The 18,701-nt window shown below is 60.9% G+C and carries 14 protein-coding genes; 3 read left to right on the top strand and 11 right to left on the bottom strand.

Going from position 1 to position 18,701, the window contains the following annotated elements; genetic code table 11:
* Positions 1–57 precede the first annotated feature (57 nt).
* The 5 genes from ACYYKW_RS01935 to ACYYKW_RS01915 form a co-directional block, all read right to left on the bottom strand.
* Positions 58–2,484 carry a TonB-dependent siderophore receptor gene (locus tag ACYYKW_RS01935; RefSeq protein WP_093097637.1) on the bottom strand — a complete coding sequence of 809 codons (2,427 nt, stop codon included), beginning with the start codon at positions 2,482–2,484 and terminating at the stop codon, positions 58–60.
* A 231-nt stretch (positions 2,485–2,715) separates the two neighbouring features.
* Complete coding sequence (locus tag ACYYKW_RS01930) at positions 2,716–3,690, bottom strand: FecR domain-containing protein (RefSeq protein ID WP_464989287.1); 975 nt, start codon at positions 3,688–3,690, stop codon at positions 2,716–2,718.
* Positions 3,687–4,205, bottom strand: coding sequence for an RNA polymerase sigma factor (locus tag ACYYKW_RS01925; RefSeq protein ID WP_464989286.1), 519 nt, complete (start codon positions 4,203–4,205; stop codon positions 3,687–3,689). The genes ACYYKW_RS01930 and ACYYKW_RS01925 overlap by 4 nt, the downstream gene beginning before the upstream one ends.
* Before the next feature lie 324 nt (positions 4,206–4,529).
* Positions 4,530–5,237, bottom strand: coding sequence for a 3'-5' exonuclease (locus tag ACYYKW_RS01920; RefSeq protein WP_464989285.1), 708 nt, complete (start codon positions 5,235–5,237; stop codon positions 4,530–4,532).
* Positions 5,234–7,174 (bottom strand): DUF294 nucleotidyltransferase-like domain-containing protein, encoded by a 1,941-nt coding sequence (locus ACYYKW_RS01915; RefSeq protein ID WP_464989284.1) that lies wholly within the window; start codon positions 7,172–7,174, stop codon positions 5,234–5,236. The genes ACYYKW_RS01920 and ACYYKW_RS01915 overlap by 4 nt, the downstream gene beginning before the upstream one ends.
* Positions 7,175–7,427: 253 nt before the next feature.
* Between ACYYKW_RS01915 and ACYYKW_RS01910 the strand changes: the two genes are divergently transcribed.
* Positions 7,428–7,874 carry a response regulator gene (locus tag ACYYKW_RS01910; RefSeq protein WP_336356705.1) on the top strand — a complete coding sequence of 149 codons (447 nt, stop codon included), beginning with the start codon at positions 7,428–7,430 and terminating at the stop codon, positions 7,872–7,874.
* A gap of 278 nt (positions 7,875–8,152) precedes the next feature.
* Here ACYYKW_RS01910 and ACYYKW_RS01905 read toward each other — a convergent pair whose 3' ends face one another.
* On the bottom strand, positions 8,153–10,330 hold the full coding sequence (locus tag ACYYKW_RS01905; protein WP_464989283.1) for a malate synthase G: 2,178 nt from the start codon (positions 10,328–10,330) through the stop codon (positions 8,153–8,155).
* Positions 10,331–10,819: 489 nt separating this feature from the next.
* Between ACYYKW_RS01905 and ACYYKW_RS01900 the strand changes: the two genes are divergently transcribed.
* Positions 10,820–11,338: a glycine cleavage system transcriptional repressor gene (locus tag ACYYKW_RS01900; RefSeq protein ID WP_203419758.1), complete on the top strand. Its 519-nt coding sequence runs from the start codon at positions 10,820–10,822 to the stop codon at positions 11,336–11,338.
* A 221-nt stretch (positions 11,339–11,559) separates the two neighbouring features.
* Here ACYYKW_RS01900 and rarD read toward each other — a convergent pair whose 3' ends face one another.
* The 5 genes from rarD to ACYYKW_RS01875 form a co-directional block, all read right to left on the bottom strand.
* The gene (rarD, locus tag ACYYKW_RS01895; RefSeq protein WP_336356708.1) at positions 11,560–12,447 is read right to left on the bottom strand and encodes an EamA family transporter RarD; all 888 of its coding nucleotides are present in this window, start codon (positions 12,445–12,447) and stop codon (positions 11,560–11,562) included.
* Positions 12,448–12,653: 206 nt separating this feature from the next.
* The gene (locus tag ACYYKW_RS01890) at positions 12,654–13,628 is read right to left on the bottom strand and encodes a serine/threonine protein kinase (RefSeq protein ID WP_464989282.1); all 975 of its coding nucleotides are present in this window, start codon (positions 13,626–13,628) and stop codon (positions 12,654–12,656) included.
* 165 nt (positions 13,629–13,793) lie between these two features.
* Positions 13,794–15,695 carry a PhoX family protein gene (locus ACYYKW_RS01885; protein WP_464989281.1) on the bottom strand — a complete coding sequence of 634 codons (1,902 nt, stop codon included), beginning with the start codon at positions 15,693–15,695 and terminating at the stop codon, positions 13,794–13,796.
* Between the two features lie 70 nt (positions 15,696–15,765).
* Positions 15,766–16,530, bottom strand: coding sequence for a TOBE domain-containing protein (locus tag ACYYKW_RS01880; RefSeq protein ID WP_464989280.1), 765 nt, complete (start codon positions 16,528–16,530; stop codon positions 15,766–15,768).
* Positions 16,531–16,708: 178 nt separating this feature from the next.
* Positions 16,709–17,443 (bottom strand): double zinc ribbon domain-containing protein, encoded by a 735-nt coding sequence (locus tag ACYYKW_RS01875; RefSeq protein ID WP_464989279.1) that lies wholly within the window; start codon positions 17,441–17,443, stop codon positions 16,709–16,711.
* A gap of 90 nt (positions 17,444–17,533) precedes the next feature.
* Here ACYYKW_RS01875 and bioB point away from each other — a divergent pair, with 90 nt between their 5' ends.
* A complete protein-coding gene (gene bioB, locus ACYYKW_RS01870) occupies positions 17,534–18,589 on the top strand; it encodes a biotin synthase BioB (protein ID WP_093097664.1) in 1,056 nt (351 codons plus the stop codon).
* Positions 18,590–18,701: the final 112 nt, after the last annotated feature.

The raw sequence follows: 18,701 nt of genomic DNA, 5'->3' as shown, positions 1-18,701 counted from the left end.
CACCGAAGCCGTCCACCGGGGACGGCCTGGTAATTGGGCCCGTTTCAGCTCACGCGCTTACCACTTGTAGGTGGCACTGGCGACGACGCTGCGCTGGTCGCCGTAGTAGCAATAGAAGCTGTCGCAGGTGGAAATGTATTCCTTGTCGAACAGGTTGGTCGCGTTGACCGCCAGCGACGCGCCTTTGAGGCTGTTGTCGAGGCGACCGAGGTCGTAATGCACCGAAGCGTCGAACACCGTGTAGGCGTCGGCCTTGCCCAGCCAGGTATTGGCCTTGTCGCCGTAGGTGTTGCCGGTGTAACGCACGCCGCCGCCAATGCCGAAGCCGTCGAGCACGCCGCTGTGCCAGGTGTAATCGGTCCACAGCGAGGCTTGCTGGTTGGGCATCAGTTGCAGGCGATTGCCCTTGTCGACGCCATTTTGCACCTCGGACTTGGCCAGGGTGTAGGCGGCGATGACTTTCAGGTTATCGGTCACGTCGGACACGGCTTCGAGTTCCAGGCCTTTGACTTTGACTTCACCGGTCTGGCTGGTGATCGAAACGTTGTTGACGAAGGTGTTCACCGAGACGTTCTTCTGGGTGAGGTCATACACGGCGGCGGTCAGCAGGGTCTTGCTGCCCGGCGGCTGGTACTTGATGCCCAATTCCCATTGCTTGCCTTCGGTGGGTTTCAGCGAGCCGGTGGACGTGGCGTCGGCACCGGTGGTTGGCTGGAACGACTCGGCGTACGACAGGTACGGCACGAAACCGTTGTCGAACACGTAGCTGAGGGCCGCGTTGCCGCTGAATTTCTTGTCGCGCTGGGTATTGGTGGTGTCGCCCTGGTTGATGAATTTCGTGCTGGTGTGCACCCAGTCTTCGCGACCGCCGAGGGTCAGGCGCCATTGATCGAGGGCCATCTGATCCTGCACGTACAGGCCGGTCTGGTAGGTCTTTTGGTCGTAGTCGTAAAACGCCGTGGAGCGCGCCGGGCGGACGATCGGCTGGCCGTAGATCGGGGTGATCACGTTGGTGGTCAGGCCGTCACCAAAAATCGAGGTGTAATTGGTATTGCTGCGCTGGTGATCCAGACCCAGCAGCAGGGTGTGGCGGATGTCACCGGTGGCGAAGTCGGCCTGGAAATTGTTGTCCACGGCGAACTGGCTGATGTCTTCTTCGACGCTGGTGCTGGTGCGGCCGACGTTACCTTGCTCATCCACCGTGGTGAATGGATAGGAGCCGGGCGTCAGCGACTGGAACGACAGATCCGACTTGGTGTAACGCAGGTTCTGCTTGAACTGCCAGACATCGTTCAAACGGTGTTCGAAGGCGTAGCCCAGCGCGTAGTAGGTGCGGTCGTAATATTCCCAGTCCGGATCGCCGAGGTTTTTGTGGTGAGAGATATCCCCGAACGGCGAATTGATCTTCGTACCCTGGATCGGCAGAAACTGGCTGGTGATACCGGTGTCGTCGCGGGTGAACTGGCTCAGCAGGGTAAATTTTGTGTCGTCGTCGATGTTCCAGGTCAGGCTCGGCGCGATGTTGTAGCGCTTGTTGTCGACGTGATCGACCTGCGTGCCGCTGTCGCGCACCACACCGCTGATGCCGTAAAGAAACTGCCCGGCGTCATCGATCTTGCCGGTGCTGGCGAAGTTGATCTGGCGGTGATTGTCGCTGCCGTATTGCAGCTGGATTTCGTTGCTCGCTTCCGCACTCGGGCGGCGGCTGACCATGTCGAGCAGGCCGCCCGGCGGAGTCTGGCCGTAGACCGAGGAGGCCGGGCCACGCAGCAGCGCGAGGCGGTCGAGGTTCCAGGTTTCCTGTTTCGGGTTGGCGTACACGCCTTTGGGCAGCGGCAGGCCGTCGAGGAACTGGGTCGGTTCGAAACCGCGCACGCGCAGCCAGTCGGCGCGGGTGTCGCTGCCGTAGCTGCTGGCGGTGATCCCCGGCATGTAGCGCACGGCATCGTCGAGGCTATGCACGCTGCGGTCGTCCATTTGCTGACGGGTCGCCACTGAGATCGAGCGCGGCGCTTCGACCAGTGCGGTGTCGGTCTTGGTGCCGGCCGCGGTGCGGGTAGCGGTGTAACCCTCGACCGGGCCCCAGGCAGTTTCCAGATTTTCCACGCCGATGACCGCCGTTTCCGGCAGGGCCAGCGTACCTTCAGGCACTGCGACCAGGGTATAGGTGCCGGCGCTGCTTTGTTCCAGTTGCAGACCGGTGCCACGCAGGGCGGCGCGCAGGGCACCGGCGGCATCGTATTGGCCGTTGACCGGCGCCGAAGACTTGCCCGCCGCCAGTGCCGGATTCAGCGACAACGCCAGGCCGCCCTGACTGGCGATCTGGTTCAACGTGGTCGACAGCGGCGCTGCCGGCAGGTTGTAGGCGCGCACGCTGGACGCTTGCTCGGCGGCGAGCAACGGGCTGCTGATCAGCGGGGCGCTGAGCGCAATGGCGACAGCCAGCAGACTGGGGCGCAACAAGGTGTCTAGCGAACGGGACATACGGCGGCTCCTGAATGGAAATATTTCTCAATTGCCTGTGTGCCGGATGAAAAGCAAAAAGTGATAGGGCTGGGTGGAAATAATTTTTATCAACTGGAAGTGGAGGCTGTAAGGGCCTCATCGCTGGCAAGCCAGCTCCCACAGGTTTCAGTGCAGTTCAGAAAATTGATGCTCACCGCAGATCCCTGTGGGAGCTGGCTTGCCAGCGATAGCGGCCGCTTAGACGCCGTATTACTCAGGCTTGGCATCGGCCTTCGCCACGGTGACCCAATACGGCGTATGCCGCTCGATCTGCACCGGCAGGGTCGGCAGCAGTGCGCTCAAGGCTTTATCGGTATCGTGCAGCGGGAAACTGCCGGTAATGCGCAAGTCCGCCACCTCCGGCGCCACACCGAGGTATCCGCGACGATAGCGCCCGAGTTCGTGCAGCAGATCGCCGAGGCGCGCGTTATCCACCACCAGCATGCCGCGGGTCCAGGCATCGGCGCCGGGATTGAGCGCGGCGATTTGGCCGAGGCCATCGCGGCGCAGCAGCACTTGCTGGCCTTCACGCAGAATCTGTTCCTGCGGATTGGCTTGCCCATGGGCGGCCACTGCCGACTGCAACACGCTCAACCGCGTGCCGTCTTCTTCACGCTTGACCAGAAACCGCGTGCCCAGCGCTCGCATGCTGCCTTCGCGGGTTTCGACAATGAACGGCCGCGCATCGCCATGCCCTGTTTCAACGAGGATTTCGCCTTCCTGCAAGACGATCAACCGGCGCTGGTCATCGAATCGGACATCTACCGCGCTGTGGGTATTGAGATTGAGCACGGTGCCGTCCGCCAGACGCACGGTGCGCTGTTCGCCGGTTGCGGTGCGCTGATCGGCCAGCCAGTAATCGAGCGGCAGAAAGCGTTCACTGGCGAACAGCCCCAGACCGACAATCAACGCCACACTGGCCAGACCGCTGCCGAGTTTGCGCACGCGCCGGCGAATGCCCTCGCGCGATTGCAGCAAGGCACTGCGCGCCGGACCCTTGGCCACGCTGAAACGCTGATCGAGCATGCCCAACTGGCGCCAGGCGCGAGCGTGTTCTTCATTCGCCGCGTGCCATTTGGCGAACTCCTCGCGCTCCAGCGGGCTGCTCGAATCGAGGGTCAATTGCCAGGCAATCGCCGCATCCAGCACATGCGCCGGTACCGGTCGGGAACTGGCCGGGCTCATGTTGGCTCACCGTAGAGGGCGATGTAGCACTGGCGAATACCCTGCGCCAGATACTGTCGCACACGCGGCACCGAGACGCCGAGGCGGGCGGCGATCTCGGCATGGCTGAGGCCATCGAGGCGGTTATACAGAAACGCGGCGCGGGCCTTGGTCGAGAGCTTGCCGAGCAAGCGGTCGATGGCCTTGAGGTCGTCGAGGATCATCTGCTGTTCTTCAACCGACGGTTGTTCGCCTTTGGGGATCAGCATCAATTCGGTGAGGTAGGCCTGTTCCAGCGCCGCGCGGCGGAAGTAGTCGAACAGCAGGCCTTTGGCGATCGCCACCAGAAAGGCGCGCGGCTCACGCGGTGTCAGCAATTCATCGCGACCGAGCAGGCGCACAAAAGTGTCCTGGCTCAGGTCTTCAGCACGCTGCGGGCAAGCCACATTGCGCCGCAGCCACGCCAGCAGCCAACCACGATGGTCGCGATACAGCGCACCGACAAGCTGACTGTGAGGGCTTGGGACTGACGACACCGGACATCACCGATTGGGAAAGATTAACTAACGCGAATTGTTCGCGATTCTGGCAGAGGTGGGAATGGTTAGCAATTGGCCACTGGTCAGGTGAGCGTTTAATGGCAGCCCCCTCACCCTAGCCCTCCCGAAGCGTCGGACCGCCCGGAGGGAGAGGGGACTGATCGGGGGATATTGACGCAATACGACGACGTGAAAGATTTCTGCTGAATCCATAATCGACTCTGTTTCTCAGGTCGATGGAAAACCTCAGACAACTCGGTCGGCCCCCTCTCCCTCCGGGAGAGGGCTGGGCGGGCGGCGTTCCGATGAGGGGCTTTTGATTTAAAACGAAGGCGCCTGCTGCCGCCGCTTCCACTGACTCAAGCGCTGCTGCAAATTCCGCGGACTGTGAATCTGCTGCGCCCGCGCGCGGCTGAACAAGATCAGCGCCAGTTCCGCCGTCGCCAACGCATCGGCACTGGCGTTATGCCGTTCGAATACCTCTAGTTTGAACCACTCGATCCACTCATCCAGCCCGGCCTCGCGGATCTGCGCCTGTGAGCAAACCAGTGGTGCGATATCCGCCACGTCGAGAAACACATGCTGGAGTTTGTGCCCCAGATGCTCCTTCAAGGCGCGCCCGAGCATGTGCTGATCGAACGGCGCATGAAACGCCAGCACCGGGCTGGTGCCGATAAATTCCATCAGTTCCAGCAACGCTTCGGCCGGATCGCTGCCAGCAGCAATCGCACTCGGCGCCAGTCCGTGGATCAACACGCTCGGGCTAATTTTCAGTTCGCGACATTGCAGTGTGCGTTCGAACTGCTGGGCGAAATCGATCGCGCCGTCTTCGATGACCACGGCCCCAATGGATAACACGCGGTCCTTGTTCAGATTGAGCCCGGTGGTTTCCAGATCCAGTACCACCCAGCGCTGTTCGCGTAGCGTGCACTCGCTGAGCTCGGTGATCACCGGCAACTGCGCCAGGCGTTGTTGCACTTGCGCCGACACCGGCGCGCTGGGCGGACGCAGCCACGAGAACAGGCTCATAGCTGATACCGCAAGGTCAGGCTGCTTTGCAGGCGCTGAGCCTGACGCAGGGATTCGCGCAGGATGCGCCGGTCGAGATGGTTGAGGCTGTCCGGGTCGACTCGGTTGGAGTACGGCAGATTCTCGCGCGTCTGTAGTTGATGCTGCTGCATGCGCGTTTGTTGAATGAAGTGATAGGCCTCTTCATACGCCGCGCCATCGAGGGGTTCGATGACTTCTTTCGCGACCAGTTGGCGGAAGCGTTCGAGGGTGTTGTTGGTATCGATGCCGTGGGCCAGCGCCAGCAGGCGTGCACCATCGACAAATGGCGTCAGGCCCTGGATCTTCAGGTCCAGCGTGGCTTTTTCGCCATTTTTGCGCGCCAGCACAAACTCGCGGAAGCGCCCGACCGGTGGCCGATTGCGCAGGGCGTTCTCGGCCATCATGCGCTGGAACAAACGGTTGTCGCCGACCTGCTCGAGAATCCCTCGGCGCAATTGCTCGCAGCTTTTCTCATCGCCCCAGACCACGCGCAGATCGAAATAAATGCTCGAGCCGAGCAGGTTCTCCGGCGTAGCCTCACGAATGAATGCCGCGAAACGCCGCGCCCACTCCGCCCGCGACAGACACAGCTCGGGATTGCCGGCCATGACATTGCCTTTGCACAGGGTGAAACCGCATTGCGCCAGGCTGTGGTTGATCTGCTGGGCGATCGGCAGCAGCTTGCCGCGAATCTCCGCCGCATGTGCAGCATCGCGGGCGTCGAACAGAATGCCGTTGTCCTGATCGGTGTGCAGGGTCTGTTCGCGGCGGCCTTCGCTGCCGAAACACAACCAACTGAACGGCACGCCCGGGTCGCCTTTTTCGGCGAGCGTCAATTCGATCACCCGGCTAACGGTGTGGTCGTTGAGCAGGGTGATGATGTGGGTGATCTGCGTCGAGGACGCGCCGTGAGCGAGCATGCGCTCGACCAGTTGGCCGATCTCGCCGCGCAGGCTGACCAGCTGTTCGATGCGCTGGGCGCTGCGGATGGTCCTCGCCAGATGCACCAGATCCACCCGTTGCAGCGAGAACAGATCGCGTTCTGAGACCACGCCGCACAAGCGCTGATCCTTGACCAGACAAACGTGCGCGATGTGCCGTTCGGTCATGGCAATTGCCGCGTCGAATGCGCTGTGATCCGGCGACAGATAAAACGGCGCGCGGGTCATGTGGCGCTCGATGGCGTCACCGAAATCAGCAGCACCTTCGGCCACCACATGGCGCAGATCGCGCAGGGTGAAAATCCCCAGCGGCGCCTTGTGTTCATCCACCACGACGATGCTGCCGACCTGCTGCTCGTGCATCAGCTTCACCGCTTCGCGCAATGGAGCGTCGGGCGCGCACGTCACCGGATGCCGCATCGCCAGTTCGCCCAGGCGAGTGTTCAGCGAATACTGGGTGCCGAGGGTTTCCACGGCTTTCTGCTGCACTTGCTGATTGACCTGATCGAGCAGGCTGCTGACACCGCGCAAGGCGAAATCGCGAAACGGGTTGGAGAGGGCGAACAATTTGATGAACGCCAGTTTGTTCAATTGCAGGCAGAAGGTGTCTTCGCCGGCGAGGTGCTCGGTGCGCGTGGCCCGTTCGCCCAACAGTGCCGCCAGCGGAAAACATTCGCCGGTGGTGATCTCGAAAGTGGTTTCGGTGCCGCCCTTGGCGGTGTGCGGGCGCTCGCCGACCACCCGGCCCTGTTTGACGATGTGGAAATGTTCGACCGGCCCGTCGGCGGGTTTGATGATGCTTTCGCCCTGGGCATAAAACCGCAGCTGACATTGCTCGACCAGATAGGCGAGGTGGGCGTGTTCCATCTGATTGAAGGGCGGGAAGCGCTGGAGGAATTGCAGGGTGCCCTGAATGTTCTGCAAAACCGCGGTTTTCCCTGCCTGGGTGAAGGCGTCCGCTTTACTCATAACCATTACCGCAGTCTTTTTCGAATTGTTGTGGTCGGATCGTTGCGGCCATGGTCGACCCCTGCGCTCGGGGTGCCCATTGGACGTAAGTCTAGGTTTTGCCATCATCGGCGTGGTTTCGGAGATACCCTACGCAAACCGTCGGAATTTCCGCTGTTCAGCCCCTTGGAAAAAAATCCGACGAAGTGCACATTGAAGCGCTGCCGGGCGATGTCAGACGACTGTGCCAGGTGATTGATACGAATACTTAGAGAGCGCCATGTCCGACCACGATATCTTGAGCGATGCCGAGCGCGAAGCGCTTAGCGCAGTCATGCTCGAACCCGATCTGCCACCGCAGCGCGTCCTGATCGTCGATGACGACAAGGACGCGCGCGAGTTGCTCTCGGAGATTCTTGCGCTCGACGGCATCCGCTGCCTGACCGCGGCCAGTGGCGAAACCGCGCTGAAAATGCTCGAAGAAAAGCCTTCGATCGGACTGGTGATTACCGATTTGCGCATGGGTAATGTCGATGGCCTGGACCTGGTTCGCCAAGTGCGCGAGTCGGTGCGGGCGGCGATGCCGATCATCATCGTTTCCGGCGATGCCGACGTGAAGGATGCGATCGAAGCAATGCATTTGAGCGTGGTGGATTTTCTGCTCAAGCCGATTGATACGGGGAAGTTGCTGGGGTTGGTCAAGCATGAATTGGGGATAGATCCTTAAAAGCCCCTCACCCTGGCCCTCCCGAAACGTCGGACCGCCCAGAGGGAGAGGGGACTGACCGAGTAGGATGTTCGAGATACACCAACGTGAAAGTCCCGAGTCGAACTCAGGAATTGAAGCCTCCCCAATCTGCTCCCTTTCCCCTCTACCCCTTGGGGGAGAGGGCTGGGGTGAGGGGGATGGATCTCAAGCCCACCACAAGAATTCAATCCACCTCACAAACAAAAAGGCCCTGATCTCTCGATCAGGGCCTTTTACATTTCAACCATCAGCGCAAATTACAAACCATTCGCAGCCTTGAACTCACGACGACGACGGTGCAACACCGGCTCGGTATAACCGTTCGGTTGCCTGGTGCCTTCGATCACCAGTTCGACCGCCGCCTGGAAGGCGATGTTGCTGTCGAAGTCCGGTGCCAGCGGGCGATACAGCGGGTCGTTGGCGTTCTGCCGGTCAACCACGGGCGCCATGCGCTTGAGGCTTTCCATCACTTGCGCTTCAGTGACGATACCGTGGCGCAGCCAGTTGGCGATGTGCTGGCTGGAGATACGCAGCGTCGCACGGTCTTCCATCAGGCCGACGTCATTGATGTCCGGCACCTTCGAGCAGCCGACGCCCTGGTCGATCCAGCGCACCACGTAACCGAGAATGCCCTGGGCGTTGTTGTCCAGTTCGTTCTTGATCTGCTCTGGAGTCCAGTTCGGCTTGACCGCCAGCGGGATGGTCAGGATGTCGTCCACCGAGGCGCGAGCACGTTTGGCCAGTTCGGCCTGACGGGCGAACACGTCGACCTTGTGGTAGTGCAACGCGTGCAGCGCAGCGGCGGTCGGCGAGGGCACCCAAGCGGTGTTGGCACCGGCCAGCGGGTGGGCGATTTTCTGCTCAAGCATCGCCGCCATCAGGTCGGGCATGGCCCACATGCCTTTGCCGATCTGAGCACGACCTTGCAGGCCAGTGCTCAGACCGATATCCACGTTCCAGTTCTCGTAGGCGCCGATCCACTTCTCAGCCTTCATGTCGGCCTTGCGCACTACCGGGCCGGCTTCCATGGAGGTATGGATTTCGTCGCCGGTGCGGTCGAGGAAACCGGTGTTGATGAACACCACGCGTTCGCTGGCGGCCTTGATGCAGGCCTTGAGGTTGACCGTGGTGCGGCGCTCCTCGTCCATGATCCCGACTTTCAGCGTGTTGCGTTGCAGGCCCAGCACGTCTTCGATGCGGCCGAACAGCTCGTCGGTGAACGCCGCTTCTTCCGGGCCGTGCATCTTCGGTTTAACGATATACACCGAACCGGTGCGCGTATTGCGCCGCGACGTATTGCCGTTGAGGTTGTGCATTGCCGCCAGGCAAGTGACCAGACCATCGAGAATGCCTTCCGGCACTTCATTGCCATGACTGTCGAGGATCGCATCGATGGTCATCAGGTGACCGACGTTGCGCACGAACAACAGCGAACGGCCGTGCAGCGTCACTTCCCCGCCATTCGGCGCGGTGTAGGTGCGGTCCGGGTTCATTGTGCGGGTGAACGTCTGGCCGCCCTTGGACACCGATTCCGCCAGGTCGCCCTTCATCAGGCCGAGCCAGTTGCGGTAGATCACCACTTTGTCGTCGGTATCGACGGCAGCCACGGAATCTTCGCAGTCCATGATGGTGGTCAGCGCCGCTTCCATCAGGATGTCTTTGACGCCGGCAGCATCGGTCTGGCCGACCGGAGTGCTGGCGTCGATCTGGATTTCGAAGTGCAGGCCGTTGTGTTTCAGCAGAATCGCGATCGGCGCATTGGCGTCGCCCTGGAAACCGATCAACTGAACGTCGTCGCGCAGGCCGCTGGTGCTGCCGCCCTTCAACGTAACGAGCAGTTTGCCGTCAGCGATCTTGTAGCCGGTCGAGTCGACGTGGGAGCCGGCAGCCAAAGGCGCGGCTTCGTCGAGGAATTCACGGGCGAAGGCGATGACTTTGTCGCCACGCACCTTGTTGTAGCCTTTGCCTTTTTCCGCGCCACCTTCTTCGCTGATCGCGTCGGTGCCGTAGAGGGCGTCGTACAGCGAACCCCAGCGGGCGTTCGAGGCATTGAGCGCGAAGCGCGCGTTCATTACCGGCACCACCAGTTGCGGGCCGGCGGTACGGGCGATTTCATCATCGACGTTTTGCGTCGTGGCCTGGAAATCAGCCGCTTCTGGCAGCAGATAACCGATCTCTTGCAGGAAAGCTTTGTAGGCCACGGCGTCGTGCGCCTGGCCTGCGTGCTGCTGATGCCAGGCATCGATGCGTGCCTGGAAGTCATCGCGTTTGGCGAGTAGGGCTTTGTTCTTCGGCGCCAGGTCGTGAATGACCTTGTCGGCACCTTCCCAGAATTGTTCGGCGGTGAGGCCGGTACCGGGAATGGCTTCGTTGTTCACGAAGTCGAACAGGACTTTGGCGACCTGCAGGCCACCGACTTGAACGTGTTCAGTCATTGCTTGCCTCACTCTGCTCAGCTATTTCGCTTTTCAGCTCTTCAATTTAAACAATGAAGCCTCTGGCCATTTAAACCACAAACCTGCCGACCAGTACATGCCATTGCTGGCGGCTGGGCTAGGACCAATCAACGGCTTGAGGGCCTTGCTGACGGGGCTTTCAGGGTTGCGAACAGGCCTGGGCGGACATCGATCCGGCGTTATGTAGTGCGCGCTGCGGCATACTACATGATGAGTTGCGCTTGTGAAAATCAGACTAATTACGTCGTTCTGCGACCTCATGACGCATTGCGGTCACGTCGCGGAACGGGATGTTCTCAAAAAAGCATTGGATTGTTCCAGTTAAATATCGAAAGTTGTACACGATTCCTTTTTTCAGATCTCGCGCCGGTGCGGCGGCTCGCTAAAGCGCCAGTCCATCCAACGCAAGACAAGCCCTTGCCTATACTTGCCCTTCGATCACAAAAGTCATGCACAGAGGGCTGCGCCATGGACCATCTCGTACTCACCGTTTTCGCCCCGGACAAGCCCGGGCAGGTCGAGCGCATCGCCCAATGCATCGCCGAACACGGCGGCAACTGGCTGGAAAGCCGCATGTCACGGATGGCCGGGCAGTTCGCCGGGATCCTGCGGGTTGGCGTGCCGGCAGAGGCTTACGATGAATTAGTCGATGCCTTACAAGCACTGACGGCGCACGGTATCCGTGTACTGGTCGCCGAAAGCGGCATCGAGCAGTCCTGCACCTGGAAGCCGATCGCCATGGAGCTGGTCGGCAATGACCGCCCCGGCATCGTCCGCGACATCACCCGGCTGTTGAGCGAGCAGGGAGTCAATCTCGAGAGGCTCGTCACCGAAGTGCGCCCGGCGCCGATGAGCAGCGAGCCGCTGTTTCACGCCGAAGCGATTCTTGCCGTGCCGCTGACGTTGTCGCTGGACGTATTGCAGGCGCGCCTGGAAACCCTGGCCGATGATTTGATGGTCGAGTTGGTGTTACGCACGGAAGTTTGAGCCGCGCAGGTTATCCAGTTTAAACGTGCACCTGCCTGTGGATAACCTGTAGAGACCGAGCGCTACGCCACGTCCGCCGCGGCTTTGCGGCGATTGATCAAAAAACCGCCAGTATTCAGAGACTTGCACACAAACGGCGGGGATCACGCTATGGATAACCTTGGGAAGGAACGATACAGGCCACGAGAGCCGTGGCCTGTAGAGGTTTGTGCGTTTTTTGATCAGCTGCGTCGACGCAAACTTATCCACGCATCGATGCTGTACACCGCCAGGCCGGCCCAAATGAACATGAACGCGACCAGTGTGCTCGACGACAAGTGCTCGCCAAACAGCAGCACCGCTTGCAACAGCACCAAGGTCGGGGCGATGTATTGCAGGAAGCCGATGGTGGTGTAGGGCAGATGCCGGGTCGCGGCGTTGAAACACACCAGCGGCACCAGCGTCACCGGGCCGGCGGCTACCAGCCACCAGGCTTGCGAGGTGCTCCAGAACTCAGGCTGCACGCTCGTCGCGGTCTGGTTGAACAACAACCACGCAATCGCAATCGGCACCAGCATCCAGGTTTCCACCACCAGCCCCGGCAAGGCCTTGACCGGTGCCTGTTTGCGAATCAGTCCGTAGAAGCCGAAGGTCAACGCCAGCGCCAGCGACACCCACGGCAGACTGCCGACCTGCCAGACCTGCTGCGCCACGCCAACCGCGGCGAGCCCCACCGCCAGCCACTGCATGCGCCGCAGCCGCTCCCCGAGAATCACCATGCCCAATAACACGTTGATCAACGGGTTGATGTAATAACCGAGGCTTGCTTCGAGCATGCGCCCGTTATTCACCGACCACACATAGGTCAGCCAGTTGGCCGCGATCAGCGTACCGCTCAACGCCAGAATCGCCAGACGCTTGGGGTTGTCGAGCAATTCGCGCAGCCAGCCCGGGTGCTTCCACACCATCAGCAACAGCGCGCCGAACAACGCCGACCACAGCACGCGATGAATGATGATCTCGACCGCCGGCACTTCGGCGATGGCTTTGAAATAGATCGGGAACAGGCCCCAGATGATGTAGGCACTCAGGCCCAGAATGTACCCGCGACGCGGGTTGGCGGCTTGCATGCAGAATCCTTGCTTTGGCAGCTGACAAAGGAGGGATTGTAAGGAGATTTGTCCGCAGATGCCTTAGCGGATAGGTCGGGAAATTGTGAACACCGAACAAATGTAGGAGTGAGCCTGCTCGCGATAGCGCTCTGACATTCAACATTTTCGTTGCCTGATAAAACGCTATCGCGAGCAGGCTCACTCCTACAGAGGATGGAGATGAATCAGAAGAGCTTCAGCGGTTCTTCATTCAGCGCCGCCAGTTGCTCGCGCAGCGCCAGCACCTGATCGCCCCAATAACGCTCGGTGCCGAACCAAGGGAAGCTGTGCGGAAACGCCGGGTCATCCCAGCGTCGCGCCAGCCATGCGCTGTAATGCATCAACCGCAGGGCGCGCAGCGGCTCGATCAGCGCCAGTTCACGCGGGTCGAAATCGTGGAATTCGTTGTAGCCATCCATCAGTTCCGACAACTGCCCCAGACAGTCCTGACGATCACCGGCGAGCATCATCCAGATGTCCTGCACCGCCGGGCCCATGCGGCAGTCATCGAGGTCCACGATGTGGAACATCTCGTCGCGGCACATCATGTTGCCGGGGTGGCAATCACCGTGCATGCGGATGTTCTGATGCGGCATCCTGGCGTAGGCATCTTCAACGCGCTTGAGCAGGTCGCGGGCGACGGACTCGTAAGCCGGCAGCAGGCTTTTCGGAATGAAGTTGCCTTCCAGCAGGGTGCTCAGCGAAGCGTGGCCGAAATTCTGCACGGCGAGGGCTTCGCGGTGTTCGAACGGTTTGGTCGCGCCGACTGCGTGGATGCGCCCGAGCAACTGGCCGAGGCGATACAACTGATCGAGGTTGCCCGGCTCCGGCGCGCGGCCGCCGCGACGCGGAAACAGGGTGAAGCGGAAACCGGCATGCTCGTGCAGGGTTTCGCCGTTGTGGATCAGCGGCGCTACCACCGGGATGTCCACATTGGCCAATTCAAAGGTGAACTGGTGCTCTTCAAGGATGGCGTCGTTGGTCCAGCGCTGCGGGCGGTAGAACTTGGCGATCAGCGGCTCGGAGTCTTCGATGCCGACCTGATAGACGCGGTTTTCATAGCTGTTGAGCGCCAGAATGCGCGCATCGCTGAGAAAACCGATGCTTTCGACGGCGTCGAGGACGAGATCGGGTGTGAGGGTTTCAAACGGGTGGGCCATGCTGACTCCTGCGCGCAGCAGGCTGCTGCGTCCGGCCCGGCATGGTAGCGCAGATGGCAGGCAGTTAGGGATTGGTGTCTGGGCTGAAGCTATCGCGAGCAGGCTCACGCCTACAGGGGAATGCATTCCAAATGTAGGCCTTCGCCTGCTCGCGATAAGGGTTTATCAGGCGCCGACGATCCCGCCATCCTCTCGGGTAATCGCCATCACCGACGACCGTGGCTTGCCATTGGGCAGATGCTCGGGGAAGGTCGAACCGCCGTTTTCGCCCGGATGCTGAATCCCGACAAACAGGGTTTTCTGATCCGGCGAGAAGCTGATCCCCGTCACCTCGCAACCCACAGGCCCGACCATGAACCGGCGAATCTCACCGGTTTTCGGATCGGCGCAGAGCATCTGGTTGTTGCCCATCCCGGCGAAGTCGCCGGCATTGCTCGAATCGCCGTCGGTGAGAATCCACAGGCGTCCGGCCTTGTCGAAACCCAGGCCATCCGGGCTGTTGAACATGTTCTGCGGAGTGATGTTGGACGAGCCGCCCTTCGGCGTACCGGCATGCACGCCGGGGTTGCCAGCGACCACGAACAGATCCCAGGCAAAAGTCTTCGAGGCGTGATCGTCGCGGTCGGTGCGCCAGCGCAGAATCTGTCCATAGACGTTCTTCTCGCGCGGGTTCGGGCCGCCCACCGGTTGGCCGTCCTCGCCACGTTTGGCGTTGTTGGTCAGGGTGCAATACACCTGGCCATCCTTGGGGCTGACGACGATCCATTCCGGGCGATCCATGCGCGTCGCGCCGACGACACTGGCGGCGAGACGTGCATGAATCAGTACTTCGGCCTGATCGGCGAAACCGCTGCTGGCGTCGATGCCGTTTTTGCCATGGGTCAGTTCGATCCACTGGCCCTGGCCTTTCGGGTGATCGGGATTGCCGTCACCGGCATCGAATTTCGCCACATACAATGTGCCGTGATCGAGGATATTGCGGTTGGCTTTGGCATTGCGGTGATTGATGCGGTCGCGGCTGACGAATTTGTAGATGAACTCGCCACGTTCGTCGTCGCCCATGTACACCACGGCACGGCCGTCGTCGGTCTCGGCGAGGGCGGCGTTTTCGTGCTTGAAGCGGCCCAGCGCGGTACGTTTGACCGGGGTCGATTGCGGATCGAACGGATCGATCTCGACCACCCAGCCGTGACGGTTCAGCTCATTCGGGTTCTTGGCCATGTCGAAACGCGGATCGTACGGGTGCCAGTTGATCTCGCGGCTGGCGGCCGTTACGCCGTAGCGTTTTTGCGCGGCGTCGAACTGCTGCTGGGCGTTGCTGCTGCCGAAGCAATCGGTGAAGTTTTCTTCGCAGGTCAGGTAGGTGCCCCACGGCGTTTTGCCGTTGGCGCAGTTCTGGAACGTGCCGAGCACTTTTTTGCCGTGCTTGTCGGCAGCGGTTTTCATCAAGTCATGACCGGCCGCCGGGCCGCTGATGCGCAGCGGCGAGTTGCCGTGGATGCGCCGGTTGTAGCGCGAGCCCTGAACGAACTGCCATTGGCCGTTCTTGCGCTGCACCTCGATCACCGACACGCCTTCACAGGCCAGCGCCTTGCGCACGTCTTCGGCCGACCGCGGCATGCCGCCGTGCGGATAAAGGTAGCGGTAGTTGGTGTATTCGTTGTTGATTGCCATCAGCGCGCGGTTGCGGTCATCCGGGAAGGCGAACAGGCTCATGCCGTCGTTGTTGTCGCCAAACTGCACTTCCTGTGCGGCCGCGGTGCCATTGCCGCTCGGGTCGAAGGCCGGGCCGTTCTTGTGCAGCGGCTGGCCCCAGCTGATCAGCACCGAAGACTTGTAGCCCTTGGGCAGGCTGATCGCGTCGCTGGTCGCGGCGGGAATGCTTTCAAAACCGAGCAGACGGCTGTTGCCGGCGCTGACACTCGCCGCCATCACGCTGCGGCTCAGCAGGTTGCCGCCCAGAAACATCGCGGCACCGCACAATGCACCGGCGCTGATGAAACCGCGACGGCTGAGGCCGACCATTTTTTCCAGATCGGTGGATTGGTTTTCTTCTAACAGGCTCATCTCAGGCTCCCTGCATGGTTTTGGCAGCCACCTTAATGAGCAACGATGACGCTTTCGTTGCAGCGCCCGATCAGAGCGGCGTGCCGATCAGCACATTGCTCGGCGAAAACTGCACACGCACCGGCTGACCGACCCCCAAGCCGCGTTGGCGCAACTCCAGCGGTTCGGCCAGCGCGCAGAGAATGTGGCCGTTGGGCAAAGAAACACGCACTTCGCTGGGGCCGTCCTCGGCATCGAGAATCGCCTCGATGTTGCCGTCGAGCAAATTGTGTCCCGGCGTTGCGACTTGCTCACGGCCGAGCAATTCCAGCCAGCCCGCCTTGATCAGTGCGACCACTGGCGTGCCGATCTGCAGCTCGAGGTGCAGGGTGCTGTCGTGAGTGATTTGCGCGTCGAGGCACAGGCCTTCGGCCAGTTCGAGGCGGATCAGGTCGTTGCGGCCCTGACTGCCGATCGCTACCACCTTGCCGTGCAACTGATTGCGCGCGCTGGTCCTGAGCATCAGCCGCCCGAGCAGGTCCAGGTCACTGGCGTCTTCCGCCGCCTCGAGCACTTGCGCCTGCAGGGCTTGCAACTTTTGATAGAGGCGCAGCACACGTTCGCCTTCGCTGGACAGTTTGGCACCGCCACCGCCCTTGCCGCCAATGATCCGCTCGACCAGCGGTTTGTGTGCGAGGTTGTTCAACTCATCGATGGCGTCCCACGCCGCTTTGTAGCTCAAGCCTGCGCTTTTCGCTGCGCGGGTGATCGAGCCCTGCTCGGCAATATGTTGCAGCAGGGCAATGCGCTGCGGACGGCGCACGATGTGCTGGGAGAGGAGGGAGGGTAGGGACATATCGGTCAGATTTGCTGCGGCAGTTGCTACAGAAGCTGGCGGCTTCGAGCGCCGCAGTCAAGTCAGGCCCAAAACCTGGAGTGAGCCTGCTCGCGATGGCGCCATCAAAGGCGACATCTATGCTGGCTGATCTACCGCTATCGCGAGCAGGCTCACTCTACAGGGGATTGTGAGCAGATCAGCTTCCGGGTTTCGGCGTGCGGGCCAGACAATACACATCAACTCGCGCCGCCCCTGCGCTCATCAACAACCGCGCCAGCGCCTGAGCGGTGGCGCCAGTAGTCAGCACGTCATCGATCAGCGCGAAATGCCGGCCGTTTACCGGGGCATTCGGCGCCAGATCGAAGGCGTTGCGCAAATTGTGCTTGCGCGCATTGGCGTCGAGATCCTGCTGCGCATCGGTCTCTTTGACGCGACGCAAGATCCGTTCTTCGCAAGGCAGATTCAGCGACTTGCCCAACCACCGTGCGAGCATCGCGGCCTGGTTGAACCCGCGTTGACGCAAGCGTTTTCGCGCCAGTGGCACCGGCACCAACGCATCGGGCCTCGGCAGATCTTCATCGAAGCAATGTTGCAGGTATTGCCCGAGAACGTCGGCGAGCAGGTGGCCAAACGGCCATTTTGCGTTGTGTTTAAAACGCGTAATCAGACTGTCCACCGGGAAGCCATACAGCCAAGGCGCGGCGACCTGCGCAAAGGCCGGAGGCTCTAGCAGGCACGCTCCGCACGTCAGACCCTCGGCAATCAAGGGCAAAGCGCAGCGCTGGCAATGGCTGCCGAGCCAGGGCAACTCGGTTTCGCAGGCCACGCAGATTGGCATTTCTGCTTCGGCGCGCTCATCGCATAACAAGCAGGTTTGTACATTATTTAAACAGATGTAAACCGGTCCTTTGTATCGTGGTTGACAGCGCATGTCACTTCCTTAAATATGCCGAACATCCGTGTAGCGCCTGTGGGTATTCCATTTCCCTGGCGCCAGCCAAGCATAACCAAGGAATTGCCCATGAGCGCGAGCACCACCGCCACCCTGCGTCACGATTGGTCTCTGGCCGAAGTCAAAGCACTCTTCGTACAGCCATTCAACGACTTGCTGTTCCAGGCGCAAACGGTGCACCGCGCGCACTTCAACGCCAACCGCGTTCAAGTCTCGACGCTGCTGTCGATCAAAACCGGCGCCTGCCCGGAAGACTGCAAGTACTGCCCGCAGTCCGGTCACTACAACACCGGTCTTGAAAAAGAAAAGCTGATGGAAGTGCAGAAAGTCCTCGAAGAGGCGGCGCGCGCCAAAGCCATCGGCTCGACGCGCTTCTGCATGGGCGCCGCGTGGAAGCATCCTTCGGCCAAGGACATGCCCTATGTGCTGAAAATGGTCGAAGGCGTCAAAGCCATGGGCCTGGAAACCTGCATGACTCTGGGGCGACTGGACCAGGAGCAGACCGAAGCGCTGGCCAAGGCTGGCCTCGACTACTACAACCACAACCTCGACACCTCGCCGGAGTTCTACGGCAGCATTATCACCACGCGCACCTACAGCGAGCGGTTGCAGACACTGGCTTACGTGCGTGAGTCGGGTATGAAAATCTGCTCCGGCGGCATTCTCGGCATGGGCGAGTCGCTGGACGACCGCGCCAATTTGCTGATCCAACTGGCCAACCTGCCGGAGCATCCGGAATCGGTGCCGATCAACATGCTGGTCAAGGTTGCCGGCACACCGCTGGAAAATGCTGAAGATATCGATCCGTTCGACTTCATTCGCATGCTCGCGGTGGCGCGCATTCTCATGCCGCAGTCCCACGTGCGTCTGTCCGCCGGCCGCGAAGCGATGAACGAGCAGATGCAGGCGCTGGCGTTTTTCGCCGGCGCCAACTCGATCTTCTACGGCGACAAGTTGCTCACCACCGCCAACCCGCAGGCTGACAAGGACATGCAGTTGTTCGCACGCCTGGGTATCCAGCCGGAAGCGCGCGAAGAGCACGCCGATGAAGTGCATCAGGCGGCGATCGAGCAGGCGTTGGTGGAGCAGAAGAGCAGCGAGCAGTTCTATAACGCTGCCATTTGATTTTTTGAAGCGATGCAAGCACCCGTGGGAGCTGGCTTGCCAGCGATAGCGAACTGACTGTCGACATGGATGTTGAATGTGCTGCCCTCATCGCTGGCAAGCCAGCTCCCAC

The organism is Pseudomonas sp. 15C, from assembly GCF_055484735.1.
The sequence above is the reverse complement of the archived record's forward strand: the minus strand, read 5'-3'. Positions and strand labels throughout refer to the sequence as shown.

Excerpts from the sequence above, each read along its gene's own strand:
- ACYYKW_RS01935 (WP_093097637.1), bottom strand. The coding sequence starts at position 2,484 with ATGTCCCGTTCGCTAGACACCTTGTTGCGCCCCAGTCTGCTGGCTGTC.
- ACYYKW_RS01930 (WP_464989287.1), bottom strand. The coding sequence starts at position 3,690 with ATGAGCCCGGCCAGTTCCCGACCGGTACCGGCGCATGTGCTGGATGCG.
- ACYYKW_RS01920 (WP_464989285.1), bottom strand. The coding sequence starts at position 5,237 with ATGAGCCTGTTCTCGTGGCTGCGTCCGCCCAGCGCGCCGGTGTCGGCG.
- ACYYKW_RS01915 (WP_464989284.1), bottom strand. The coding sequence starts at position 7,174 with ATGGTTATGAGTAAAGCGGACGCCTTCACCCAGGCAGGGAAAACCGCG.
- ACYYKW_RS01910 (WP_336356705.1), top strand. The coding sequence starts at position 7,428 with ATGTCCGACCACGATATCTTGAGCGATGCCGAGCGCGAAGCGCTTAGC.
- ACYYKW_RS01905 (WP_464989283.1), bottom strand. The coding sequence starts at position 10,330 with ATGACTGAACACGTTCAAGTCGGTGGCCTGCAGGTCGCCAAAGTCCTG.
- ACYYKW_RS01900 (WP_203419758.1), top strand. The coding sequence starts at position 10,820 with ATGGACCATCTCGTACTCACCGTTTTCGCCCCGGACAAGCCCGGGCAG.
- rarD (WP_336356708.1), bottom strand. The coding sequence starts at position 12,447 with ATGCAAGCCGCCAACCCGCGTCGCGGGTACATTCTGGGCCTGAGTGCC.
- ACYYKW_RS01890 (WP_464989282.1), bottom strand. The coding sequence starts at position 13,628 with ATGGCCCACCCGTTTGAAACCCTCACACCCGATCTCGTCCTCGACGCC.
- ACYYKW_RS01885 (WP_464989281.1), bottom strand. The coding sequence starts at position 15,695 with ATGAGCCTGTTAGAAGAAAACCAATCCACCGATCTGGAAAAAATGGTC.
- ACYYKW_RS01880 (WP_464989280.1), bottom strand. The coding sequence starts at position 16,530 with ATGTCCCTACCCTCCCTCCTCTCCCAGCACATCGTGCGCCGTCCGCAG.
- ACYYKW_RS01875 (WP_464989279.1), bottom strand. The coding sequence starts at position 17,443 with ATGCGCTGTCAACCACGATACAAAGGACCGGTTTACATCTGTTTAAAT.
- bioB (WP_093097664.1), top strand. The coding sequence starts at position 17,534 with ATGAGCGCGAGCACCACCGCCACCCTGCGTCACGATTGGTCTCTGGCC.